This window comes from Streptomyces sp. NPDC107559 (genome assembly GCF_055657365.1).
Window position 1 is genome coordinate 285,988 of sequence record NZ_JBVKBD010000009.1, and the last position, 22,284, is coordinate 308,271.

General features: G+C 72.1%; 23 protein-coding genes. 10 read left to right on the forward strand and 13 right to left on the reverse strand.

All coding sequences use genetic code 11. The features are described from left to right. The first annotated feature begins 5 nt into the window (after window positions 1–5). On the forward strand, window positions 6–1,487 hold the full coding sequence (locus ACZ7OY_RS26530) for a glycoside hydrolase family 3 protein (protein WP_471913664.1): 1,482 nt from the start codon (window positions 6–8) through the stop codon (window positions 1,485–1,487). Between the two features lie 73 nt (window positions 1,488–1,560). On the opposite strand, the gene nagB is transcribed toward ACZ7OY_RS26530, so the two are convergent. Beyond that, window positions 1,561–2,346 carry a glucosamine-6-phosphate deaminase gene (gene nagB, locus ACZ7OY_RS26535; RefSeq protein WP_471913665.1) on the reverse strand — a complete coding sequence of 262 codons (786 nt, stop codon included), beginning with the start codon at window positions 2,344–2,346 and terminating at the stop codon, window positions 1,561–1,563. 688 nt (window positions 2,347–3,034) lie between these two features. Between nagB and ACZ7OY_RS26540 the strand changes: the two genes are divergently transcribed. Further along, on the forward strand, window positions 3,035–4,501 hold the full coding sequence (locus ACZ7OY_RS26540) for a PAS domain-containing sensor histidine kinase (RefSeq protein WP_385522305.1): 1,467 nt from the start codon (window positions 3,035–3,037) through the stop codon (window positions 4,499–4,501). A 210-nt stretch (window positions 4,502–4,711) separates the two neighbouring features. Here the strand turns inward: ACZ7OY_RS26540 and ACZ7OY_RS26545 are convergent, their stop codons facing one another. Both ACZ7OY_RS26545 and ACZ7OY_RS26550 read right to left on the reverse strand, forming a co-directional pair. Then, window positions 4,712–4,969 carry a WhiB family transcriptional regulator gene (locus ACZ7OY_RS26545; protein WP_003992873.1) on the reverse strand — a complete coding sequence of 86 codons (258 nt, stop codon included), beginning with the start codon at window positions 4,967–4,969 and terminating at the stop codon, window positions 4,712–4,714. 318 nt (window positions 4,970–5,287) lie between these two features. Beyond that, window positions 5,288–6,256 carry a diacylglycerol/lipid kinase family protein gene (locus ACZ7OY_RS26550; protein ID WP_471913666.1) on the reverse strand — a complete coding sequence of 323 codons (969 nt, stop codon included), beginning with the start codon at window positions 6,254–6,256 and terminating at the stop codon, window positions 5,288–5,290. 116 nt (window positions 6,257–6,372) lie between these two features. On the opposite strand from ACZ7OY_RS26550, the gene ACZ7OY_RS26555 reads away from it, so the two are divergent. Further along, window positions 6,373–6,843, forward strand: coding sequence for a hypothetical protein (locus tag ACZ7OY_RS26555; RefSeq protein WP_471913667.1), 471 nt, complete (start codon window positions 6,373–6,375; stop codon window positions 6,841–6,843). Between the two features lie 20 nt (window positions 6,844–6,863). Here ACZ7OY_RS26555 and ACZ7OY_RS26560 read toward each other — a convergent pair whose 3' ends face one another. The 3 genes from ACZ7OY_RS26560 to ACZ7OY_RS26570 all read right to left on the reverse strand — a co-directional run bounded on the left by ACZ7OY_RS26560 (window position 6,864) and on the right by ACZ7OY_RS26570 (window position 8,916). Continuing rightward, window positions 6,864–7,973: an RNA polymerase sigma factor SigF gene (locus tag ACZ7OY_RS26560; RefSeq protein ID WP_471913668.1), complete on the reverse strand. Its 1,110-nt coding sequence runs from the start codon at window positions 7,971–7,973 to the stop codon at window positions 6,864–6,866. Then, window positions 7,970–8,383 carry an ATP-binding protein gene (locus ACZ7OY_RS26565; protein WP_015657891.1) on the reverse strand — a complete coding sequence of 138 codons (414 nt, stop codon included), beginning with the start codon at window positions 8,381–8,383 and terminating at the stop codon, window positions 7,970–7,972. The genes ACZ7OY_RS26560 and ACZ7OY_RS26565 overlap by 4 nt, the downstream gene beginning before the upstream one ends. A gap of 272 nt (window positions 8,384–8,655) precedes the next feature. Then, window positions 8,656–8,916: a UBP-type zinc finger domain-containing protein gene (locus ACZ7OY_RS26570; protein WP_471913669.1), complete on the reverse strand. Its 261-nt coding sequence runs from the start codon at window positions 8,914–8,916 to the stop codon at window positions 8,656–8,658. A gap of 61 nt (window positions 8,917–8,977) precedes the next feature. On the opposite strand from ACZ7OY_RS26570, the gene ACZ7OY_RS26575 reads away from it, so the two are divergent. Further along, entirely contained in the window at window positions 8,978–10,576 is a 1,599-nt protein-coding gene (locus tag ACZ7OY_RS26575) for a Na+/H+ antiporter (RefSeq protein WP_471913670.1), read from the forward strand. 86 nt (window positions 10,577–10,662) lie between these two features. Here the strand turns inward: ACZ7OY_RS26575 and ACZ7OY_RS26580 are convergent, their stop codons facing one another. Next, window positions 10,663–11,559, reverse strand: a complete 897-nt coding sequence (locus ACZ7OY_RS26580; protein ID WP_471913671.1) for a 1-aminocyclopropane-1-carboxylate deaminase/D-cysteine desulfhydrase — start codon at window positions 11,557–11,559, stop codon at window positions 10,663–10,665. 216 nt (window positions 11,560–11,775) lie between these two features. On the opposite strand from ACZ7OY_RS26580, the gene ACZ7OY_RS26585 reads away from it, so the two are divergent. The 4 genes from ACZ7OY_RS26585 to ACZ7OY_RS26600 all read left to right on the forward strand — a co-directional run bounded on the left by ACZ7OY_RS26585 (window position 11,776) and on the right by ACZ7OY_RS26600 (window position 15,460). After that, a complete protein-coding gene (locus ACZ7OY_RS26585) occupies window positions 11,776–13,182 on the forward strand; it encodes a family 2B encapsulin nanocompartment shell protein (RefSeq protein ID WP_471913672.1) in 1,407 nt (468 codons plus the stop codon). 121 nt (window positions 13,183–13,303) lie between these two features. Beyond that, entirely contained in the window at window positions 13,304–14,425 is a 1,122-nt protein-coding gene (locus ACZ7OY_RS26590; RefSeq protein WP_471913673.1) for a family 2 encapsulin nanocompartment cargo protein polyprenyl transferase, read from the forward strand. 184 nt (window positions 14,426–14,609) lie between these two features. Beyond that, entirely contained in the window at window positions 14,610–14,987 is a 378-nt protein-coding gene (locus tag ACZ7OY_RS26595) for a hypothetical protein (RefSeq protein WP_471913674.1), read from the forward strand. A gap of 134 nt (window positions 14,988–15,121) precedes the next feature. Continuing rightward, window positions 15,122–15,460, forward strand: coding sequence for a DUF952 domain-containing protein (locus tag ACZ7OY_RS26600; protein ID WP_471913675.1), 339 nt, complete (start codon window positions 15,122–15,124; stop codon window positions 15,458–15,460). A gap of 24 nt (window positions 15,461–15,484) precedes the next feature. Here ACZ7OY_RS26600 and ACZ7OY_RS26605 read toward each other — a convergent pair whose 3' ends face one another. The 5 genes from ACZ7OY_RS26605 to sodN all read right to left on the reverse strand — a co-directional run bounded on the left by ACZ7OY_RS26605 (window position 15,485) and on the right by sodN (window position 20,227). Further along, window positions 15,485–16,228, reverse strand: a complete 744-nt coding sequence (locus tag ACZ7OY_RS26605; protein ID WP_471913676.1) for a VOC family protein — start codon at window positions 16,226–16,228, stop codon at window positions 15,485–15,487. 34 nt (window positions 16,229–16,262) lie between these two features. Next, window positions 16,263–16,676, reverse strand: coding sequence for a VOC family protein (locus ACZ7OY_RS26610; protein ID WP_471913677.1), 414 nt, complete (start codon window positions 16,674–16,676; stop codon window positions 16,263–16,265). Next, a complete protein-coding gene (locus ACZ7OY_RS26615; protein ID WP_471913678.1) occupies window positions 16,667–17,089 on the reverse strand; it encodes a helix-turn-helix transcriptional regulator in 423 nt (140 codons plus the stop codon). Before ACZ7OY_RS26615 ends, ACZ7OY_RS26610 begins: the two co-directional genes overlap by 10 nt. Before the next feature lie 44 nt (window positions 17,090–17,133). Then, window positions 17,134–19,530: a peptidoglycan recognition protein family protein gene (locus ACZ7OY_RS26620; RefSeq protein WP_471913679.1), complete on the reverse strand. Its 2,397-nt coding sequence runs from the start codon at window positions 19,528–19,530 to the stop codon at window positions 17,134–17,136. 301 nt (window positions 19,531–19,831) lie between these two features. Then, on the reverse strand, window positions 19,832–20,227 hold the full coding sequence (gene sodN / locus ACZ7OY_RS26625; RefSeq protein ID WP_020130742.1) for a superoxide dismutase, Ni: 396 nt from the start codon (window positions 20,225–20,227) through the stop codon (window positions 19,832–19,834). Window positions 20,228–20,372: 145 nt separating this feature from the next. Here sodN and sodX point away from each other — a divergent pair, with 145 nt between their 5' ends. After that, window positions 20,373–20,807 carry a nickel-type superoxide dismutase maturation protease gene (gene sodX / locus ACZ7OY_RS26630; RefSeq protein ID WP_152892134.1) on the forward strand — a complete coding sequence of 145 codons (435 nt, stop codon included), beginning with the start codon at window positions 20,373–20,375 and terminating at the stop codon, window positions 20,805–20,807. Here the strand turns inward: sodX and ACZ7OY_RS26635 are convergent. Next, window positions 20,711–21,340, reverse strand: a complete 630-nt coding sequence (locus ACZ7OY_RS26635) for a CGNR zinc finger domain-containing protein (RefSeq protein ID WP_385538054.1) — start codon at window positions 21,338–21,340, stop codon at window positions 20,711–20,713. The genes sodX and ACZ7OY_RS26635 overlap by 97 nt on opposite strands. A 101-nt stretch (window positions 21,341–21,441) precedes the next feature. On the opposite strand from ACZ7OY_RS26635, the gene ACZ7OY_RS26640 reads away from it, so the two are divergent. Further along, window positions 21,442–22,230 (forward strand): class I SAM-dependent methyltransferase, encoded by a 789-nt coding sequence (locus tag ACZ7OY_RS26640; RefSeq protein ID WP_471913680.1) that lies wholly within the window; start codon window positions 21,442–21,444, stop codon window positions 22,228–22,230. The last annotated feature ends 54 nt before the right edge of the window (window positions 22,231–22,284 follow it).

Consider the following 22,284-nt stretch of genomic DNA (forward strand, 5'->3'; position numbering starts at 1 on the left):
ATCCGATGACGACTTTCGCCAGCGGCACCGACACGCTGACCCGCGACGCGCTGACGGTCCTCCAGCCCGGCTTCACCGGCACCACGGCCCCCGACTGGCTGCTGCGCCGCCTCGGTGAGGGCCTCGCCTCCGTCGGCCTCTTCGGTCGCAACATCGCCTCGCCCGAGCAGCTCGCCGTCCTGACCGCGCAGCTGCGCGCCGAGCGCGACGACGTGCTCGTCGCGATCGACGAGGAGGGCGGCGACGTGACGCGCCTGGAGGTGCGCACCGGTTCCAGCTTCCCCGGCAACCACGCCCTCGGCGCGGTGGACGACGTCGAGCTGACCCGGGAGGTGGCCTTCGAGCTGGGCCGCCGGCTCGCGGACTGCGGCGTCAACCTGAACTGGGCACCCTCCGCGGACGTCAATTCGAACCCCGCGAACCCGGTCATCGGGGTCCGTTCGTTCGGCGCCGACACCGCGCTGACCGCCCGGCACACGGCCGCCTATGTCACCGGGCTCCAGTCGGCGGGCGTCGCCGCCTGCACCAAGCACTTCCCGGGACACGGCGACACGGCCGTCGACTCCCACCACGCGCTGCCCCGCATCGACGTGGACGCCGAGGTGCTCGCCGAGCGCGAACTGGTCCCGTTCCGCGCGGCCGTCGCCGCCGGCACCCGGGCGGTCATGAGCGCCCACATCCTGGTCCCCGCCCTGGACCCGGAGCACCCGGCGACGCTGTCCCGCCGCATCCTCACCGGACTGCTGCGCGGCGAACTCGGCTACGACGGGCTGATCGTCACCGACGGCATGGAGATGCAGGCCATCGCCGCCACCTACGGCATCGAGCGCGGCAGCGTGCTGGCCGTCGCGGCCGGCGCCGACGCGATCTGCGTGGGCGGCGGCCTGGCCGACGACGAGACGGTACGGCGTCTGCGCGACGCCCTCGTCGGGGCCGTACGCTCCGGCGAGCTGCCCGAGGAGCGGCTGGCGGACGCGGCGCGCCGGGTGCGCGAGCTGGCCCGCTGGACCGCCACGACCGACGTGCGCACCCACGAGGTCCGCTCCGACGTGGGGCTCGTGGCCGCCCGGCGCGCCCTCACGGTGACCGGCGCCGACGCGTACACGCCCCCTGTCGAGGCCCCGTACGTGGCCGCCTTCACCCCGGTCGCGAACATCGCCGTCGGCGACGAGACCCCCTGGGGGGTGGCCGCCGAGCTCGCCGGTCTGCTGCCGGGGACGCGGACGGGCAGCTTCACCGGCCCGGACGCGGGTCCCGCGGCGCTGGTGGCGGCGGGGGAGCGGCGGATCGTCGCCGTCGTCCGCGACGAGCACCGGCACCCGTGGATGGCGACGGCGCTCGACACCCTGCTGGCGGCCCGCCCCGACACGGTCGTGGTGGAGATGGGCGTACCCCAGTCCGCGCCCCGCGGCGCCCTGTACATCGCCACCCACGGCGCGGCACGGGTGTGCGGGCGGGCGGCGGCGGAGGTCGTCGCCGGCCGTTAGCGCCTGTTCCACGACGAAGGCGCCGGGCCCCTCTCGGGGAGCCCGGCGCCTTCGTCGTGTCCGCGGGACCCGGTCAGATCCCCTGCCACTGCGGCTTGTCGGCGTAGGTCTGCCGGAAGTAGGGCGCGAGCTTGAGCTTCGAGGCCGCGGCCTCGTCGACGACGACCGTGGCGTGCGGGTGGAGCTGGAGCGCCGAGGCCGGGCACACCGCCGCCACCGGTCCCTCCACGGTCGCGGCGACCGCGTCCGCCTTGCCCTCGCCGGTGGCGAGCAGCACCAGGTGCCGTGCCTCCAGGATGGTGCCGATGCCCTGGGTGATGACGTGGTGGGGCACCTGCTCGATGTCGCCGTCGAAGAAGCGCGCGTTGTCCACGCGGGTCTGCTGGGTCAGCGTCTTGATGCGGGTGCGCGAGGCGAGCGAGGAGCAGGGCTCGTTGAACCCGATGTGCCCGTCGGTCCCGATCCCGAGCAGCTGGAGGTCCACACCGCCGGCCTCGGCCAGCGAGCGGTCGTACGCCGCACAGGCCGCCGGGACGTCCTCGGCCGTGCCGTCGGGACCCAGGAACGCCGGCATCCCGATGCCGAGCGGCTCCAGCACCTCGCGGCGCAGCACCGAGCGGTAGGACTCCGGGTGGTCGGCGGGCAGCCCCACGTACTCGTCGAGCTGGGCGATGCGCGCCCGCGAGACGTCCACGGAGCCGGAGCGCACCTTCGCCGTCAGCGCCTGGTAGACGGGCAGCGGGGTCGAGCCGGTGGCCACGCCGAGCAACGCGTCGGGCTTGCGTCGCAGCAGCCGCGCCATGGCCTCGGCGATGAGCTCGCCGCCCGATTCGGCGTCCGGAACGATGACAACTTCCACGCTGGGCCTGCCGTTCTGGAGAGAGCTGGAGAAGGGGCTGGAAGGACTATGTGGTTTAGACCAATCTAACAGAGCGGGGCCTTGCCTCCCAGGCGACAGGGAGCCCGGCCATTGTCACTTCGGCGGCAGGCGGACGCCGTTCGGCGAGGCCGTGACGGCGTACGGCGCGCGGTGTGGATCCGCCGACGCGCCGGGGCCGGTCGCCCGGTGTGCCGCGGCGGTGGCCCAGAGTGTGTCCCGGTGGCCGCGGGAGGGGGTGAGCCGGGAGGAACCGGAGGCAGTCGCGGAAATTGCCATGAACATCTGGTCCCGCGGGTGACCCCGGCGGGCTAGGCTGCGTGGCGTCGGCTGCGAAACGCCGTCGACAAGCGGCCTCCGACGCATGGACAGGTCAAGTGGTCTAGTCCAGAATGCAAGTGACGGACGACAACACAACGAGCCTCCGTTCTCCCCGCACAGGAGAGCGGACCGAGGAACCGGTGCTCTCTGCCCTGACTGCCCCGGCTCCTCATCCTTCGGCCGAACGGGACCGCACACCCCGCGGCCGAATATTGCTCCGGGCTGCGGTGCCGGTGGAGGGCTGAGGGTCCCTCCCAGGCGCCGCGGCCCGCGGGTGTTCCGGGACCGGTACAGAGCGGCTGTTTCAGGGCTGGTCAGACCGGCGGGTACGCTCGCACACGTGCCCTCCATGAACGAACTCGTACGCCAGCACACGGCCCTCGACGACTCCGACCTCGAGTGGCTCCACCTGCTGGTCTCGGAGTGGCAGCTGCTCTCCGACCTCTCCTTCGCCGACCTGGTCCTGTGGGTGCCCACCCGCGACGGCGCCCGGTACGTCTCCGTCGCCCAGATGCGGCCCAACACCGGCCCCACCTCCTACCAGGACGACATGGTCGGCCACCTCGTCCCGCGCGGGCGCCGGCCCATGCTGGACGCCGCCCTGGACGAGGGCCGGATCGTGCGCGAGGGCGACCCGGAGTGGCGCGAGGAGGTCCCGGTCCGGGTCGAGTCGATCCCCGTACGGCGCGAGGGGCGCGTACTCGGCGTGATCGCCCGCAACACCAACCTGCTCACCGTGCGCACCCCGAGCCGCCTGGAGCTCACCTACCTCCAGAGCGCCTCCGACCTGGCGCAGATGATCGCCGCGGGCTCCTTCCCGTTCCCCGGGCAGCAGGTCGACATGGACGCCTCGCCGCGTGTCGGCGACGGTCTGATCCGCCTCGACGCGGACGGCATCGTGCAGTACTCGTCCCCCAACGGGCTCTCCGCCTACCACCGGCTGGGCCTCGCCTCGGACCTCGTCGGCCAGCACCTGGGCCAGCTCACCGCCGAACTCGCCCCGACCCGGGGCCCGGTGGACGAGGCGCTGGCCAAGGTCGCCAGCGGCTGGGCGCCGCGCGAGTTCGAGATCGAGGCCAACGACGGCGTGATCCAGTTCCGCGCGATCCCGCTCAAGCCCAAGGGCACCCGCATCGGTTCACTGGTGCTGCTGCGTGACGTCACCGAACTGCGCCGCCGCGAGCGGGAATTGATCACCAAGGACGCGACCATCCGGGAGATCCACCACCGGGTGAAGAACAACCTCCAGACGGTGGCGGCGCTGCTGCGCCTGCAGGCCCGGCGCATCGACTCCGAGCGCGGGCGCGAGGCGCTGGAGGAGGCCGTGCGCCGGGTGGGCTCGATCGCGATCGTGCACGAGACGCTCTCCCAGAACCTCGACGAACGGGTGGAGTTCGACGAGATCGCCGACCGCGTCCTCGCGATGGTCGCGGAGATCTCCCCGGGCAAGGTCACCGGTCGGCGCACCGGCCGCTTCGGCATCCTGGACGCGGAGGTCGCCACCCCGCTGTCGATGGTGCTGACGGAGATCCTTCAGAACGCCCTCGAACACGGCTTCCGTGAGGGCGACACCGGCACGGTCGAGGTCTCCGCGGTCCGCGGCGGGACGACGAAGGAGGGCCGGCTGCTGGTCACCGTCCAGGACGACGGCGTCGGTCTGCCCGAGGGCTTCGACCCGCACCGCTCCGGCAACCTCGGCCTCCAGATCGTACGGACGCTGGTGGAGGGGGAGTTGGGGGGCGCCTTCGACATGGTCCGGGCACCGGAGCGCGGCACCCAGGTGATCCTGGACATCCCGGTCCGCGCGCAGAAGTAGGCGCGGTGGCGGCCGCGGCCGCCACGCACTTCGCCCGAACGGGCCCGGACAGCATTGAGCCCCGGACCACTGAGTGATCCGGGGCTGAAGCTCGTTGCTGCTTTTTACTGCTAAGCGCATCGGGGGTACTGCGCGCTGCGGCTCGGGGGCGGGAGTTGCGTACTCGCTGTACGCGCCGCCAAGCTCAGGCTGTTAGCGGGGTGGGTGTGGTCAGGCGGAGGCCTGACGAGCCCGGTTGCGGGCGGCGCGGCGCTTCATTGCGCGACGCTCGTCCTCGCTGAGACCACCCCAGACGCCGGAGTCCTGGCCGGACTCGAGCGCCCACTGCAGACACTGCTCGATAACGGGGCAGCGACGGCAGACGGCCTTGGCTTCCTCGATCTGCAGCAGCGCAGGACCGGTGTTGCCGATGGGGAAGAAGAGCTCGGGGTCTTCCTCGCGGCAAACGGCGTTGTGACGCCAGTCCATGGCTGCTACCTCTCCTTGGTATTACGTGCAAGTTGCTTGTGAATGTGAACGCTTTCACGAATCCCCCAACAAGTGAAGGGCCGCCCGCCAGGTTCTCTGGCGTGGTCCTTGTGCGTTGAGGGGTTCCGGTGATCTGTGGAGGCCGGTGTTGCGGGCCCGTCCCGATCGCCAGGAAGAGACTCGCAAACCTCGACGGCGGATACAACCCCTTCTGGAAAGTTTTTTTTGATTCCTCGGTGTCGACTAGGTCACAGCCGTACTTCCATGGGGTGGATCCTGGCCTAAACGTTCGAGTGAAAGGACTTTGGCCCGTTCCGCTCACACAATCACACGCAGTGCACGGCGAACGCCTGTGAACGTCACGCTCGTACGCAGTCCTAGGTGGTCGCCGTCCATCTGGAGGGGCAGTGGCACCTTCGAATGCAAGGTGAACTGGTCGAGGTCGTGCAGTGAGGTCGCATGCCTGCCATGGGGTCCCCGCTCCGGGGACGAAGTGAGCAACTGCGTGCCATACCGGGCAACCGCGGCCGTGGACAGGCGGCTGAGACCGAGTACGTCGAGCCCCTTATCGAACGAGGCCTTAGGCGACGTGTACATCGGGCGATTGCCGAGATACGTCCAGGGGGACGTGTTCGAGACTATGGCGACCACCAGATCGGTGACCGTGTCCTCGCCGGGCCGCTCCACCACGATCGTGCCGCGCCGCCGGTGCTGCTCACCGAGGAACTGCCGGACGACCTGACGCACGTACAGCGCGTGCGTCGACTTCCTGCCCTGCTCGCGCTGCTGCTCGACCCGGCCGACCACGCCCGCGTCGAAACCCAGGCCCGCGTTGAAGGTGAACCAGCGGGACGGGACGGACTCGTCGTCGGTGCCGGGCGTACCCGAGGTGAGACCGAGACCGACCGTGCGCTCGCGGCCCTCGCGCAGGGCGTCCAGCAGGGCGCCGGTCGCCTCGACGGCGTCGTTCGGCAGCCCCAGGGCGCGGGCGAAGACGTTCGTGGAGCCGCCGGGGACCACGGCGAGGCCGGGCAGCCGGTCCGGGTCGGGGCCGGAGTGCAGCAGACCGTTGACGACCTCGTTGACCGTGCCGTCGCCGCCCAGCGCCACGACCAGCTCGACGTCGTCGCTCTCGGCCGCCTCGCGGCCCAGGTCGCGCGCGTGCCCCCGGTACTCGGTGGTGGCCACCTCGAGCTTCATCTCGCTCGCGAGCGCGTGGATCAGCACATCGCGCGTACGTGCGCTTGTGGTGGTTGCCGCCGGATTGACCACGAGAAGTGCACGCATGGGGTGCAGCGTACCTACTGGGTGGTACCCGGCCCAGACCGAGGTAGGGATCCGGTAAGAGACGGAGACGTGAGGCTCGACACGGAAGGCCCGGCTGACCGGGCTACCCTTCTCGGGTGAGCAGCCAGAGCCCCTCCAGTTCCGAGACCGAGATCACGCCGGAGAACGCCGGCCCCCGCCCGCGGCGGCTGACGTACGCCGCCGTGCTCGCCGCCCTCGAAGGACTCGCGCTGCTCGTCGGAGGCGTGTGGATCCTGGTGCTCGGGCTCACCGGCGACTCGGCCGACCGCACCCAGGGGGTGACCGGCGGGGTGACGCTGATCGCGCTCTCCCTGCTGCCGCTGCTCGCCGCCCGCGGCCTGCTCGGCCGGCGCAGCTGGAGCCGGGGCCCGGCCCTCATCACGCAGATCATGGCGCTGCCCGTGGCCTACACCCTGCTCCAGGCCGACAGCGCGGCGATCCCGGCCGGTATCGCGCTGGCGATCGCGGCCGTCGCCTCGCTCGTACTGCTCGTCAACGCGGAGACGACCCGGGCCCTCGGGATCCGGGGGCCCGGAAACGCGCGGCAGCAGGACGAGCCGAAGTAGCCGCCACTCCTCCGTAGCCGCTACTCCTCCACGAGCAGCTTCTCCCGCAGCTGCGCCAGGGTGCGCGCCAGCAGCCGGGAGACATGCATCTGGGAGATGCCGACCTCCTGCGCGATCTGCGACTGGGTCATGTTGCCGAAGAACCGCAGCAGCAGGATCCGCTTCTCGCGCGGCGGGAGGTCCTCCAGGAGCGGCTTGAGCGACTCCCGGTACTCCACGCCCTCCAACGCCTCGTCCTCCGCGCCGAGGGTGTCGGCGACCGCCGGGGACTCGTCGTCGGTGTCGGGGACGTCCAGGGACAGCGTCGAGTACGCGTTCGCGGACTCCAGGCCCTCCAGGACCTCTTCCTCCGAGATGGCCAGCTTCTCGGCGAGCTCGTGCACCGTGGGCGAGCGGCCGTGCTGCTGCGAGAGCTCCGCGGTCGCCGTGGTGAGGGCGAGGCGCAGCTCCTGGAGCCGGCGGGGCACGCGCACCGCCCAGCCCTTGTCGCGGAAGTGCCGCTTGATCTCGCCGACGACCGTCGGCGTCGCGTACGTCGAGAACTCGACACCGCGCTCCGGGTCGAAGCGGTCGACCGACTTGATCAGGCCGATGGTGGCGACCTGGGTGAGGTCGTCGAGCGGCTCGCCGCGGTTGCGGAAGCGCCGCGCGAGATGCTCGACGAGCGGCAGATGCATGCGGACCAGCCGGTTGCGCAGCTCCGCGTACTCGGCGCTGCCCTCCTTGAGCTGGCGCAGTTCGACGAACAGGGCCCGTGCTCCGCTGCGGTCCTGTGGGTCGTGCTGCGTGGCCTGCGGCGCGCTCTGCGCGTCCGGCTTCTCGTCTCGCTCGTGCTCGCTCATCGTCCCGCCCGTTGCCCTTCCCCGAGCTCTCGCCTCGGCCCGGCCGGGCAAGCCCCCGGACCGCCGCTCCCGAGGCGCGCTCTGCACGGCACCTTCCCGATCCCGCTGCCCGTCGTCGTCCGGGAGACCGGCCTCCGAGGTGTGTTCCTCCGGATGCGGCCGGGCCGGCTCGGGGATTCCGTCGATGCCGTCCGCCATGCGCCGGGAGCCGTCCAGGTCGGTGTTCTCGGCCGGCAGCCCCCGTGCGCCGCGCTCTTCGTCCCGCACCGGCCCGTCCCCGTTCCTCACGCCGGCCCGGGTCCCGCGCCGCGCTGTTTGTAGAGGCTGATCGACACGGTCTTGTCGTCGTCCACGGCGGAGGAGACCTTGCCCGCGAGGGCGGACAGCACGGTCCAGGCGAAGGTGTCCCGTGACGGAGCGTGACCATCGGTGGTCGGCGCGGAGACGGTCACTTCGAGCGAGTCGTCGACGAGTCGGAAGACGCAGCTGAGCACGGAGCCCGGCACGGCCTGCTGGAGCAGGATCGCGCAGGCCTCGTCCACGGCGATGCGCAGGTCCTCGATCTCGTCCAGGGTGAAGTCCAAACGGGCCGCGAGGCCGGCCGTGGCCGTCCGCAGCACCGACAGGTAGGCACCCGCAGCCGGCAGCCGGACTTCCACGAAGTCCTGGGTCGCGGGCTCGCCTGCGATCTGGGACACCCTCACCTCCAAGGTGGTACAAGCTATTCGGGGCCGAGGGTCGCCCCCCGGGGTGACACGAAGTGTGGTTCAGCGGTGACGCTACCGCGCGCCCGACTTTGCTGTCCCCCGGACCCCAACCCCTTGCTGTCACTCATAGTAAACCTACGGATACGCTCCGTGGCTAGGGGTTTGCGGGCCCAAATGGGAAGAGCGCGCGCCGGGTTGACGTACCCAGACGTCAGACGGTCGAACCGTACCCGTCGGACGGTCTCGCGGGCGCCCGTCCGGGGTCACACGAGGACGTGATCCACGAAGCACCAGCGCCAGTCCTCACCCGGCTCGAAGGTCCGCATCACCGGGTGGCCGGAGTCCGCGTGATGTCCTGTGGCGTGCCGCCCCGGCGACGAGTCGCAGCAGCCGACGTGGCCGCACGTCAGGCACAGGCGCAGCTGCACCGGGTGCGTGCCGGCCGTCAGGCACTCCGGACACGTGACGGTGAGCGCCGCTGGTTCCGGGTGCGGGAGTGCGTCCGAGTGCGTGCACTGTTTCATGATTGCCAGATTACGACGGCCGCACGGTCGGCGGCGCGGAATACGAGGGCGGGCGAGGATCATGGACGTGATGCCACTGCTGTTGCTGGTGGCGGGGAGTGCCGCGATCGCCGCGGCGGCCCGGCGCACCCCGGTGCCGGCGCCGCTGCTGCTGGTCGCGGTCGGCCTGCTGGTGTCGTATCTGCCGGGGGTGCCGGACTACACCCTCGACCCGGACGTCGTCCTGCCGCTGCTGCTGCCCCCGCTGCTGTACACGTCGGCCACCGACAGCTCCTACCTCGACCTGCGCGCCCAGCTGCGTCCCGTGGCGCTGCTGTCGGTCGGGTACGTGCTCTTCGCGACCTTCGTGGTCGGCTGGGCGGTGTACTGGCTCGTGCCGGGGATGCCACTGACGGCGGCGCTGGTGCTGGGCGCGGTGGTGGCGCCGCCGGACGCGGTCGCGGCCACGGCGGTGGCCCGCCGGGTCGGGCTCCCCTCCCGGATCACCACGATCCTCCAGGGCGAGTCGCTCCTCAACGACGCCACCGCCATCACCGCCTACAAGGTGGCCCTCGCGGCCGCCGTCGGCGAGGGCGCCACCTGGGCCGGCGGTGTCGGCGAGTTCCTGGTCGCGGCGGTCGGCGGCGTCGGGGTCGGCCTGGTCCTGATGGCGCCGCTGCACTGGCTGCGCACCCACCTGAAGGAACCGCTCCTCCAGAACACGCTGTCCCTGCTGATCCCGTTCGTCGCCTACGCGGTCGCCGAGCAGTTCCACGCCTCCGGGGTCCTCGCCGTGGTCGTCGTCGCCCTCTACCTGGGACACCGCGCGTGGGAGGTCGACTTCGCCACCCGGCTCCAGGAGGAGGCGGTGTGGAAGATGGTCGCCTTCGTCCTGGAGTCGGCGGTCTTCGCGCTGATCGGCCTCCAGTTGCCCGTCGTCGTGCGCGGACTCGGCGCGGACGAGGGCGCCGACGCCGCCGGGTACGCGGTGGTCCTCTTCCTGGTGGTCGTCGCGGCCCGGTTCGTGTGGGTGTACCCGGCGGCCTTCCTGCCGCGACTGCTGTCGGTGCGGCTCCGGGAACGCGAGGAGAACCCCACCTGGAAGGGGGCGATGATCACCTCCTGGGCCGGGATGCGCGGCGTGGTCTCCCTGGCCATCGCCTTCTCGATCCCGATGACCATGCACGGCGGCGGCGCGCCGTTCCCGCAGCGCAACATGATCCTCTTCCTGACCTTCACCACCGTCATCGGCACCCTGGTGGTGCAGGGCCTGACCCTGCCCCCGCTGATCCGGCTGCTGAAGCTCCCCACGCCCGACCCGCAGGCCGCCACCCTCGCCGAGGCCAACGCGCAGGCGCAGGCCTCCCGGGCCGCCGAACGGCACCTGGAGGAACTCCTCGCCGACGAACGCAACGCCCTCCCGCCCCCGCTCGCCGACCGTCTGCGCATGGTCCTGGAGCGCCGCCGCAACGCCGTCTGGGAACGGCTCGGCCAGGCCAACCCCGTCACCGGCGAGACCGTCGACGACACCTACCGCCGGCTGTCGAGGGAGATGATCGGCACCGAGCGCGAGGTCTTCGTGAGGCTGCGCGACGGCCGCTACATCGACGACGAGATGCTGCGCACCCTGCTGCGCCGGCTGGACCTGGAGGAGGCGGCGGCCTACCGGGAGGCGGCGTGAGCAGCCGCCCGTGAAGGGCGGGAGCGGGTGTGCGCGACGTACGGGGGCTTCGGTCGGCCGCCCGGTGAGGGGCGTGCGCCCACCGGTCACGGGCGGCCGGTGATCACCGCCGCGAGGGTGCTTCCCGGTGCCAGCCGGCCCTCGTCGGCGAGGGCGACAAGTCCGTACAGCAACTTGGCGACATAGAGACGCTCGACGGGCAGCCCATGGCGCTGTTCGAAGTCCGTCGCGAAGGCGTCGAGTTCGGGGGTGGTGCGGGCGTAGCCGCCGAAGTGGAAGCGGTCGTCGAGGGACCAGGCGCCGCGGCGGCGGCCGAACGCCCGCTCCTGGAGCGCCTGTGTCTCGGCGGTCAGGAAGCCGCCCTTGAGCACCGGTATGCCCAGGGCGCGCTGGCCGGGGGCGAGCCCGGCGGCCAGACCGGCCAGGGTGCCGCCGGTGCCGCAGGCGACGGCGACCACGTCGGCGAGGCCGCTCAGCTCGCCGCCGAGGGACACACAGCCCCGGACCGCCTCGGCGTTGCTGCCGCCCTCGGGCACGACAAGGGCGTCTTCGGCGTGGACCGCCCGCAGAATCGCGGCCAGGGTCCGCGGCTCCGCCTTCGCACGGTACGTCGACCTGTCGACGAAGTGCAGCCGCATCCCGTCGGCCGCACAGCGGGCCAGACAGGGGTTGAGGGGACGGTCGGCCAGCTCCTGCCCCCGGACCACACCGGTCGTGCGCAGCCCCAGGAGGCGGCCGGCCGCGGCGGTGGCGCGCAGATGGTTGGAGTACGCGCCCCCGAAGGTGACGATCGGCCGTCCCGCCGCCGTTTCGAGGTTCGGCGCCAGCTTGCGCCACTTGTTGCCGATCAGCTCCGGGTGGATCAGATCGTCGCGCTTGAGCAGCAGCCGGACGCCGTGCCGGGCGAACCGGGCGTCCTCGACCTCCTGGAGCGGCGAGGGCAGCCGGGGCCGCAGGGGGGCGAGGAGATCGGAGCCGGTCACCCCGCCATTGTCGGACACCTGTCCTGATCGGGGCTGCCGCCCCACGGGCACGGCGGCGCGGCGGCCGCCCGGGATCGCGCTTCGTGCCCCGCCGCCCGGTGATCCATTCCCGCTCTTTCGGGTAATAGCACCGCCACGCTCCGTGATGGAAGGCTGGTCCGCGAGATCGGTGCCCGGTGCGAACGGCACCGGTGCATGACGGGAGGGCAATTCAGAATGTCGGTAGGCGAAGAGGTCCGCACGGATCAGGGCAAGCCGCAGCAGAGCCTCGGCACGGCCGCAGCGCGGAACCTGGCCACCACCACCAAGTCCGCTCCCCAGATGCAGGAGATCAGCTCGCGCTGGCTGCTGCGCATGCTGCCCTGGGTGGATGTGCAGGGCGGCACGTACCGGGTGAACCGGCGCCTGACCTACGCGGTCGGTGACGGCCGCATCACGTTCGTGAAGACGGGGGACCGGGTGGAGGTCATCCCCGCCGAGCTGGGCGAACTGCCCGCCCTGCGGGACTACGAGGACGAGGAGGTGCTCGCCGAGCTGGCCCAGCGCTGCCGGCAGCGGGAGTACGCCCCGGGCGAGCTGATCGCCTCGTTCGGCAGCCGCACGGACGAGGTGTACCTGCTGGCGCACGGCAGGGTGGAGAAGGTCGGCACCGGGCCCTACGGCGACGACGCCGTGCTGGGCGTCCTCGCCGACGGCGCCTACTTCGGGGAGGCGGCGCTGGTCGACCCGGAGGCCATCTGGGAGTACACCGCCCGCGCGGACACCGCCTGCACGGTCCTGATCCTGTCCCGCCAGGACCTCGACCAGATCGCGGAGCGCGCCGAGACGCTCGGCGAGCACATCGGGCGGCTGCGCGCCATCCCCGAGCAGCGGACCAACAAGTACGGCGAGAAGGCGGTCGACCTCGCGGCCGGCCACTCCGGCGAGACCGAGATCCCGCACACCTTCGTCGACTACGACGCCAGGCCGCGCGAGTACGAACTGAGCATCGCCCAGACCGTCCTGCGCATCCACACGCGCGTGGCGGACCTCTACAACCAGCCGATGAACCAGACCGAGCAGCAGTTGAGGCTCACCGTCGAGGCGCTGAAGGAACGCCAGGAGCACGAACTGGTCAACAACCGGCAGTTCGGGCTGCTCCACAACTGCGAGTACGACCAGCGGCTCCAGCCGCACGACGGCGTCCCCAGCCCGGACGACATGGACGAACTGCTCAGCAGGCGGCGCGGCACGAAGCTGTTCCTCGCCCACCCGCGCGCGATCTCCGCGTTCGGCCGCGAACTCAACAAGCGCGGACTCGTCCCCGAGACGATCGACGTCGGCGGGAACCGCATTCCCACCTGGCGCGGCGTCCCGATCTACCCGTGCAACAAGATCCCGGTCACCGAGGCCCGGACCAGTTCCATCATCGCGATGCGCCTGGGCCAGGAGGAGCAGGGTGTCGTCGGCCTGCGCCAGTCCGGCATCCCGGACGAGATCGAGCCGAGCCTGTCGGTGCGGTTCATGGGCATCAACGAACAGTCGGTCATCAACTACCTGGTGACGGCCTACTACTCGGCCGCGGTCCTGGTGCCGGACGCCCTCGGCGTCCTGGAGAACGTCGAGATCGGCCGCTGGCGGTGAACTCGCCTGCCGGGACCTCGGGTTCCGGCGCGTACGGCCGGGCGCACGCCAGGGGGGTGCGCCCGGCCGGGGCGGAAGCGTCCGACGCGCCGCCGTGCGCCGCTGCTTCGAAGGGGATTCCATGACCGAGTTCACGACACAGGGGAGAACCGAGACGCTCGAACAGCGGACGACCATCGCGACCCCGGGGCGCGGGCGGCCCGCTCCGGCCGACGGGCACGAGGCGGCGGTGATCCTGGAGCGGGCGCGGGCCTCGGTCGACCCCGAGCTGCGCGCGGCTCTCGACTCGCTGCCGGGTTCCATGCGCCGGGTCGCGCTCTACCACTTCGGCTGGGAGCACGCCGACGGCACACCGGCGGCGGCCCACGCGGGCAAGGCGATACGCCCCGCGCTCGTGCTCACCGCGGCCGCCGCGCTCGGCGGGCCGGGCGCACGGGAGAGCGCCGTGCGGGCGGCCGCCGCGGTGGAGCTGATCCACAACTTCACGCTGCTGCACGACGACGTGATGGACCGCGACACCACACGTCGGCACCGGCCCACCGCCTGGACCGTGTTCGGCGACCCCGACGCCATCCTCGCCGGTGACGCCGTCCAGGCGCTGGCGCTCGGGCTGCTCGCCGAGGACCCGCACCCGGCGGCCGGGGCGGCTGCCGCCCGGCTCGCCGCGTGTGTGGTCGAACTGTGTGCCGGACAGCAGGCGGACACGGCCCTGGAGGGGCGCGACCCGGCCGACGTCACCCTCGACGAGGTGCTCGCCATGGCCGAGGCCAAGACGGGAGCGCTCCTGGGGTGTGCCTGCGCCCTGGGCGCGCTGTACGCGGGGGCCGCCGAGGACGACGTCGACGCGCTGGACACGTTCGGCCGCCAGGCCGGGCTGGCCTTCCAGCTCATCGACGACGTGATCGGCATCTGGGGCGACCCGAACCGCACCGGCAAGCCCGCCGGAGCGGACCTGACCGCCCGCAAGAAGTCGCTGCCCGTGGTCGCCGCGCTGACCTCCGGCACACCGGCCGCCGCCGAGCTGGCCGAGCTGTACGCGGTGCCGGGCGGGAAGGCGGACGGTGCGGGGACGGCGCGTATCGCGCTCGCCGTGGAGCGGGCCGGCGGCCGGGACTGGGCGCAGAGCCAGGCGGCCGACCGGATGTCCCGGGCGATGGGTGAACTGGCCCGGGTGATTCCGGAACCGGAGTGCGCGGGCGGCCTGCTCGCCCTGGCCGAGTACGTGACCCGGCGCAGCGACTGAGCGCGGGTCCGGTGACCCGGAGTCGGCCGGGTCACGCGGCTCCCGATCCCGCCGGGCCGAGGCGGTCACGGGGGCTCCGGTGCCGCGGGTCCCGCACTTCCCCACGGGGTGCGGGGCCCGCGGTCCGCCGGTGGGGCGGTCGCGGCCGGGAGCGCCGAGCGCGCGTCCGTCCTACGCTGATGACATGGACAGAGACGAACATGTCTGTCCCGTCTGTGGACAGCCCGTCCGGACGGCCGCCCGGCGGTACAAGACGCTGGGCGTCTGGGTTCCGGTGTGGGGCCCCGGCCCGTGCCGCAACCGCGCCTGCGAGGCGTACGCCGGTGGCGGCGCCGTCCCGGCGGACGAACCCGGCACCGCGACCGGTTCCCCGGCCGGCTCCACGACTGGCACCGCGACCGGTTCCCCGGCCGGCTCCGCGAGGGGCCCGGCACCCGGTGCCCCGGCCGGTGTCGCCACCGATCCGGCGACCGGCCCCGCTACCCGTTCCGCGACGGACCCCGTGACGGGCCAGGCGACCGGCCCGGCCGGCCGTACGAACCGGCGCGCGGAGGGCCCCTGAACCCGTCGGCCGGGACGTGCCGGACCGGTCGCGAGAAAACCCCGGCCGTACCGGACCCGTGCGCGGCCGTACCGGGACCCGTGGGCGGCCGTACGCGGTCGTACGAGGCCCGTTCGAAGGGCTAGCGTGCTCCCATGGCCGAACACCCGTACCCGTACCTCCTGCACATCACCGAACGCGCCCTGTGGGACGCGGCCCGTGAAGCCGGCGCGTACGCCATGTCGACCCGTGGCCGCACCCTCGCCGAGGAGGGCTTCATCCACTGCTCGACCCGCGCCCAGCTCCCGCGGGTGGCCGCGTTCCTGTACGGCGCGCCGGACGCCCCCGACGACCTGGTGGTCCTGGTCGTGGACCCCGACCGGCTCGGCGCCCCGGTGAAGTACGAGGCGCCGGAGCCCGGCGGCGAGGAGTTCCCGCACGTGTACGGGCCCATCCCGGTGGACGCCGTGGTGGACGTGGAGACCTGGAAGTGACGGAGTTCTGAGACCGGACGGGTCCTAGCCCGCGCTGCGGGGCAGGCCGCCGGTCTCCGGGTCGCGGCCGGTGAGGCAGTACGTGCCGCCGGCCGGGTCCCGCATCACCGTCCAGTGCCGGTGACGGGAGATCACCACCGCGCCCAGCCGCTCGTGCCCGGCGGCGGTCGCCTCGATGTCCGCGCAGGCCAGGTCCAGATGGGCGGAGGCGGGGCGCTCCTCGTCCAGGCGGTGCAGGAGGATGCGCACCGGCAGCCCGGCCGGCGGCGCGATCACATGGAACTCGGGGAGCGAACCGGGCCGTGCCTCCCAGCCGGGCAACAGGGCGCTCCAGAAGGCGATCTCGGCCTCGTACGCCGACGGCGGCAGGTCGAGGCTGACCTGGTCGAGACGGCTGCCCCGCACCACGGGAGGCCGGACCGCCTCGCCGTGCCACGGCACCACGCAGAACAACGGCCCGCCGGGCGAACGCAGTACGGTCCAGCCCGCGTGCTCGGCGACCGTCCGCGCGCCGAGCCGCAGCGCCTCGGCCGCGAACCGGGCCACGTCCTCGACGCAGAGGCAGAAGTGCGCGCCGCCGTCCCCGCCGGCGACCCCCTGCACCTTCACGCAGGCGTCGGCCCCCTTCGGCAGCAGGGTCGTGAACTCGCCGTGCTCGCCCCTTGGTTGCGACAGTTCGGTGCCGGTGACGGCGGTCCAGAAGGCGTGGGCCCGGTCCAGGTGCGCGGCGGGCCGGTCCACGAAGGCGTACGTCCAGCGGATGTCCATGCGGGGATCGTAGGCAACGGCCCCACGGCGCAGGTCAGTCGTTTCGCTGGATGAACCGCAGCATGTTCCCCGCCGGGTCCCGGAACGCGCAGTCGCGCACCCCGTAGGGCTGGTCCATCGGCTCCTGGAGCAGGTCGTAACCGGCGTCCTGGACGCGCTCGCACAGCGCCTCGCAGTCGGTGGTGGTGAAGATGACCCCGCGCAGCATGCCCTTGGCCAGCAGCCGGGCCATCGCCTCCTTGTCGGCCGGGGAGGCGTCCGGGCTCGCGCCCGGCGGCTCCAGCACGATCTCCACGTCCGGCTGGAGCGGCGAGCCGACGGTCACCCAGCGCATGTTCTCGAAGCCGACGTCGTTGCGCACCTCCATGCCGAGGACGTCGCGGTAGAACGCGAGCGCTTTGTCGTGGTCGTCCACGGCGATGAAGCACTGCTTGAGTTTCAGGTCCATGGTCTCGAACCTAACGATCGTCTCGGGCGGGTGAAGGTCCGCGCCACGCAGGGCGGGATCGCCGCGAGGTCCTCTTGCGAGCCGTGCGAGCGGGCCCGGTAGGCGCTCGGGGTCTCGCCGACCAGCTCGGTGAACCGGGAGCTGAAGGAGCCCAGCGACGTACAGCCGACCGCGAGGCACACCTCGGTCACGCTGAGGTCGCCGCGGCGCAGCAGGGTCTTGGCGCGCTCGACCCGGCGGGTCATGAGGTAGGCGTACGGCGTCTCGCCGTACGCCTCCCGGAAGCTGCGCTGGAAGTGCCCGGGGGACATCAGCGCGGTATGCGCGAGCGCGGCGATGTCGAGCGGCTCGGCGTACTCACGGTCCATGCGGTCGCGCGCCTGCCGCAACCGGACCAGATCTTCGAGGGCCACCGCACCAGCATGGCACGGTGGCCCCCGAAGGGCCGCGGGTCGGGCTACTTCAGGTAGACCAGCCCGTCGGTGGTGACCGTCGGGCGGCCCGCGGTGCCGACGACCACGATCTTCACCGTGTGCCTGGCACTGGCGGACCAGGTCTTCGTCCAGATCGCGTCGCGGTACTTCGTCGTCGTCGACTTCAGGTCCACGGTGGCGGTCTTCACGCCGTCCACGTAGACGTAGACCTGTCCGGAGGTCGCGGCGCGCGAGACCACCAGGGCCGCCGAACGGCCGGTGAAGGTCCAGGTCAGCGACGCGTTCTTGGCGGAGCTGCCGTACGACTTGCCGCCCAGGTAGCTGGTCGACGACTTGGCCGTCCAGGTGCCCGTCCTCGTGGCCGAGGTCTCCTGCAGGAGCACGGGGGTGCCGCTCACGGAGGCCGAGGCGGTGTTGCCCGCCCGGTCGTACGCGGTCATCTTCCAGGTCGTCGCCACACCGGGCTTGGCGGTGAGGTTCGCGCTCAGGACCGTCGGGCCGTACGTCTTCGCGACCGGCGCGGTGAGACGGACCTCCTTCAGGCCGCCCGCGTCGGTGGCCTTCCACTTCAGGGCGAGGGGGACGGCCGTGGTGTTCACCGTGCCGAGCCCCAGGGCGAGGTTCGGCTTGGTGGAGAAGGCGGGCGGGGTCTTGTCGGCGGTGGCGCTGGGCTTCGTGGTGGGCGTGGTGGCCGGCGCCGGCGTGGTGGGTGTGGTCGTCGGTACCGGGGTGGTGGGTGTGGCGGTCGGGGTGGTGGCATCCGTGGTGGCCGGGGCGGGCTCGGCGAGCACGGTGACGTCCGTGCTGACCGCGGCCCAGCCGGACTGGTGGACGCCCTGTACGGCGACCTTGTGGGTGCCCGGCGTCAGGTCCACCCGGGCGGAGGTCGCGGAGCCGGCGACGGTGGCCGCGACCTTGCCGTCGACCAGCACGTCGTACTGCCTGACCAGTACGGCCGGAGTGGTGGCCGACCACTTCAGGGCGACCGCCGAGCCGGTGAGCACGGTGGTGCCGGACATGCCGTCGCCGGTGACCGAGTCCAGCGTGAGTCCTTCGACCGGTCCGCCCGCCCAGGCGCGGATCGTGGGCAGCAGGTTGTAGTAGGCGTCACCCGGGCACACCGTGTTGTAGCCGTCCCGGTGGCCGTGGATGACCGGGAAGGTCATCTTGGTGCCCGCGGTCCACGTCTGGCGGAAGTAGTTCGGACCGGCCGCGCCCGCGGTGAGGGTGGTGGTGCCGGTCGGGTCGACGCCGTACTGGCCGAGCTTCCACGCGGCGAGCCGGGCGACCGAGGTCATCGCCTCCTTCGACGGGGCGAGGGTGCTGTAGTCACCGATGATCGCGATACCGGTGGTCTCGGAGTTGAAGCCGTAGGCGTGCGCGCCCATCACCGGCCGGTCCACCCCGCCCTTGCGGCCCTCGTAGATCGTGCCGCACTTGTCGACGAGGAAGTTGTAGCCGATGTCCTTCCAGGTCAGCTCCTGCACGTCGTAGGCGTAGACGGACCGGATGACGGCCGGTGCCTGGGCGCAGGTGTAGTCGTTGGAGGTGGCGGTGTGGTGGAGCACCACCGCCTTGATCTTCCCGCCGGGCAGATAGCCGGGCTCCTCGGGGCTGATGGACTCGTCCGCGCCCCAGTCCTGCCGTGAGGTGATCGGCGGGCGCGGCGCGGTGGACGCCGGGGCCGGGGGCACCGACGACGCCGACACGCTCGGCGTGGCCGAGGCCGGCGCGGAGACAGTGGGGGAGACGCTCGGGCTCTGGGCCGGGGCCGCCGTCTCCGTGGGCGCGGCGGAGGTCGTCTCGGCCGGCGGGGGCTCGGCGGACTCGGGCGCGGACGGATCGGCGGAGGCCGGCTCCGACGGCGGGTCCGGGGTGACCGAGGCCGCGATGTCGGTGGGATCGACCGGGTCCATCACGAAGCCCGCCGGCTCCAGCCGAGAGGTCGTACTGCTGCCGGGATCGACCATGGCCACCCGCAGGCCCTCGGGGAGCCGCCGGGACGACCCGCCGGACATCCGCACCTCCACCCCGTCGGACGGGCCGAACCACGTCGGGGCGGTGCCGCCGCGGGACGCGTCCTGCGCGCCGTCCCCGCTGTTGCCGTCGAGCCGCTGCCACTTGGACCACGTGCCGTTCGCCGTGCTCCGGGCCCGGGCCTCGACGGTGCCGGTCACGTGTGTGGCCGGGTCGGTCCAGCTGACCCCGAGCAGGCTGAAGGGCGCGGTGTCGCGCCGGTCCAGCCGGGCCGACGTGCCGTCTCCGGACACCGTCAACGCGGCCGTCGTCGTACTGGTCCGGATCGGCCCGGACTTCCCCTCGTCCCCCGAACCGTCTCCGTCTCCGATCCACTGGAAGACCAGCGTTCCGGTCACTGCCGCGACCGCCACAACGGCCGCACCCCACCCACGACGTCTCATGCCCCGCCCCTGCCCCTGTCCCCTCGTATCCCCTCGTGTGCATCACATGTATGACGCAGACAAAAGCTATATGAGAGTTCAACCAACGAAGGAGCGGGGTGCCCGAATCGTCATGTGCGTGGCAGTTGCGACACCTCGCGCACCTCACGCACCACATGCACCGTGAGCGACATCGCGCACGGCCCATGAAGCACCGCACCCGGTCCGCCCCGGACGCCTGACAGGGCGTCCCGGGCGGACCGGGTGCGGAGGGGAGGCGCCGCGGTCAAGTGGGCCGCGGGCCAGGAGGCTTGATACGGGATCAGGCCTTCTTGGTCTCCCAGAAGATCTTGTCGATCTCGGCGATGAGCTCGAGAGCCTTCTCACCGGTCTTCGGGTCCGTCGAGGCCTTGGCGGCCGACAGGGCCTTCAGGGTGTCGTTGACCAGCTGGTGCAGCTGCGGGTACTTCTCGAAGTGCGGGGGCTTGAAGTAGTCGCTCCACAGCACGGACACGTGGTGCTTCGCGAGCTCGGCGCGCTGCTCCTTGATGACCGTGGCGCGGGCCTGGAAGTGCGGGTCGTCGTTGGCGGCCATCTTCTCCTGGACAGCCTTCACCGACTCCGCCTCGATGCGGGCCTGGGCCGGGTCGTACACGCCGCAGGGCAGGTCGCAGTGCGCGCTGACCTTGACCTTGGGGGCAAACAGGCGGGAAAGCATGGAGCGTTCCTTCCTCGTGATCGTCTTCTCAGGTGGGACATTACTCCCTGAGGGAGGGGTTTTCGCGAGTGCCCCTGTGGGCTTAGGGCAAAAGTCCGGAGTCACACTGGGACTGGTGGAGGACCGACCGGGGAGGTGCCGGGTGATGCCGGAGCTGTCGCAGGAGACCGAGCGCGGGCGGACGGGGCAGCCGTTCGGGCTGGCCGAGGTGACCGGGCCGTCGATGGTGCCGACGCTGTACCACGGCGACCAGCTGGTGGTGCGTCACCGGGGCCGGATCAGGCCCGGTGACATCGTCGTCCTGCGGCATCCCCTCCAGCAGGACCTGCTCATCGTCAAGCGCGCCACCCAGCGGCGCGAGGGCGGCTGGTGGGTGCTCGCGGACAACTCGTTCGCCGGCAACGACAGCAACGACTACGGCGTGGTGCCCGACGACCTGATCCTGGGCCGGGTCTGTTTCCGCTTCCGGCCGCGCAGGCCCGATCAGCGGGCGCCCTTCGCGCTGCTGCGGTGGGCGCTGTCGGCCGCCAGGCCGGTCTTCTCCGACCGGTCCGCCTCCTGGCGCTTGCGGGCGCGGTAGGCGGCCACGTTGGCGCGGGTCGCGCAGCGGTCGGAGCAGTAGCGCCGCGACCGGTTGGTCGAGGTGTCCAGGTAGGCGTTGCGGCAGGGGGCGGCCTCGCACAGGCCGAGCCGGTCGACGCCGTACTCGGTGAGGTGGAAGGCGAGCCCCATCGCGGCGATCGCGGCATAGCCGGCGGTCGCGTTCGACGGATGGTCCGCCAGGTGCATGTGCCACAGCGGGCGGCCGTCGTCGTCCCGGAAGTCGTGCCCGGAGATCTGCGGGCTCACCGGGAACTCCAGGAGCAGCGAGTTCAGCAGGTCCACCGCGAGGGTCTCGTCGCCGCCGTCCGCCGCCTCGAAGACCGCGCGCAGCCGGGCGCGTACCGAGCGGAACCGCGTGACGTCCGCGTCGGTGGCGCGCCGTGCCGCCGACTGGTTGCCGCCGAAGAGGTCGCGGACGGCCCCGACCGAGGTCAGCGAGTCGTTGCCCCGGGCCGGTTCCTCGCTGTTGACGAGACGGACGGCGTAATCCGAGTAATAGGCCAGTTCCACTTGTAGTCCTTACGGGGGCGCTCTATGGTCTTGGATGCGGTCGGGGTAACAGCCGGTCGTGCATGCAGGGTATTACGTTGGAGCGCGCGGCGGAGGATGCGGTGACGAACGCGGACACGACCACGACGGGTACCACCGGGACGAACGGCGCGGACTGGCCGGCCTGGCAGGAGAGCTGGGACCGGCAGCAGGAGTGGTACATGCCGGATCGCGAGGAGCGCTTCCGGATCATGCTGGACATGGTGGAGGCGCTCGTCGGCACCACCCCGCGCGTGCTGGACCTGGCCTGCGGCACGGGCAGCATCACCGCGCGGCTGCTCGCCCGCTTCCCCGGAGCCGTCAGCACCGGTGTCGATCTCGACCCGGCCCTCCTCGCCATCGCCGAGGGCACCTTCGCGGGTGACGAGCGGGTCTCCTTCGTCACCGCAGACCTCAAGGACCCCGACTGGCCGGCGCGGCTGCCGTACGACTCGTACGACGCCGTGCTGACCGCCACCGCCCTGCACTGGCTGCACCGGGAACCCCTCGCGGTCCTCTACGGCCGGATCGCGGAACTCGTCCGGGACGGCGGTGTCTTCATGAACGCGGACCACATGATCGACGAGAGCACACCCCGGCTCAACGCGGCGGAGCGCGCCTGGAGCCACGCCCGCAGGGAGCGGGCCAGGGACGCCGGTGCCCTCGACTGGGCCGCGTGGTGGCAGGTGGCCGCCCAGGACCCGGTCCTCGCCGTGCCGACCGCCCGCCGCTTCGAGATCTACGGCGAGCACGCCGACGGCGAGATGCCGTCCCCCGCATGGCACGCGCGCGTGCTGCGCGAGAAGGGCTTCGGGGAGGCCCGCCCGGTGTGGTGCTCGCCCTCGGACACCCTGCTGCTCGCGCTCAAGTAGCAGGCAGCAGGCAGCCGTCGGCAGGCGGCAGGACGTGGAGAGGGGCGGTACGGG

Excerpts from the sequence above, each read along its gene's own strand:
- sodX (WP_152892134.1), top strand. The coding sequence starts at position 20,373 with ATGCCGGAGCTGTCGCAGGAGACCGAGCGCGGGCGGACGGGGCAGCCG.
- ACZ7OY_RS26600 (WP_471913675.1), top strand. The coding sequence starts at position 15,122 with ATGGCCGAACACCCGTACCCGTACCTCCTGCACATCACCGAACGCGCC.
- ACZ7OY_RS26550 (WP_471913666.1), bottom strand. The coding sequence starts at position 6,256 with ATGCGTGCACTTCTCGTGGTCAATCCGGCGGCAACCACCACAAGCGCA.
- ACZ7OY_RS26595 (WP_471913674.1), top strand. The coding sequence starts at position 14,610 with ATGGACAGAGACGAACATGTCTGTCCCGTCTGTGGACAGCCCGTCCGG.
- ACZ7OY_RS26575 (WP_471913670.1), top strand. The coding sequence starts at position 8,978 with ATGGACGTGATGCCACTGCTGTTGCTGGTGGCGGGGAGTGCCGCGATC.
- ACZ7OY_RS26620 (WP_471913679.1), bottom strand. The coding sequence starts at position 19,530 with ATGAGACGTCGTGGGTGGGGTGCGGCCGTTGTGGCGGTCGCGGCAGTG.
- ACZ7OY_RS26545 (WP_003992873.1), bottom strand. The coding sequence starts at position 4,969 with ATGGACTGGCGTCACAACGCCGTTTGCCGCGAGGAAGACCCCGAGCTC.
- ACZ7OY_RS26585 (WP_471913672.1), top strand. The coding sequence starts at position 11,776 with ATGTCGGTAGGCGAAGAGGTCCGCACGGATCAGGGCAAGCCGCAGCAG.
- ACZ7OY_RS26540 (WP_385522305.1), top strand. The coding sequence starts at position 3,035 with ATGAACGAACTCGTACGCCAGCACACGGCCCTCGACGACTCCGACCTC.
- ACZ7OY_RS26570 (WP_471913669.1), bottom strand. The coding sequence starts at position 8,916 with ATGAAACAGTGCACGCACTCGGACGCACTCCCGCACCCGGAACCAGCG.
- sodN (WP_020130742.1), bottom strand. The coding sequence starts at position 20,227 with ATGCTTTCCCGCCTGTTTGCCCCCAAGGTCAAGGTCAGCGCGCACTGC.
- ACZ7OY_RS26610 (WP_471913677.1), bottom strand. The coding sequence starts at position 16,676 with ATGGACCTGAAACTCAAGCAGTGCTTCATCGCCGTGGACGACCACGAC.
- ACZ7OY_RS26530 (WP_471913664.1), top strand. The coding sequence starts at position 6 with ATGACGACTTTCGCCAGCGGCACCGACACGCTGACCCGCGACGCGCTG.
- ACZ7OY_RS26605 (WP_471913676.1), bottom strand. The coding sequence starts at position 16,228 with ATGGACATCCGCTGGACGTACGCCTTCGTGGACCGGCCCGCCGCGCAC.
- ACZ7OY_RS26590 (WP_471913673.1), top strand. The coding sequence starts at position 13,304 with ATGACCGAGTTCACGACACAGGGGAGAACCGAGACGCTCGAACAGCGG.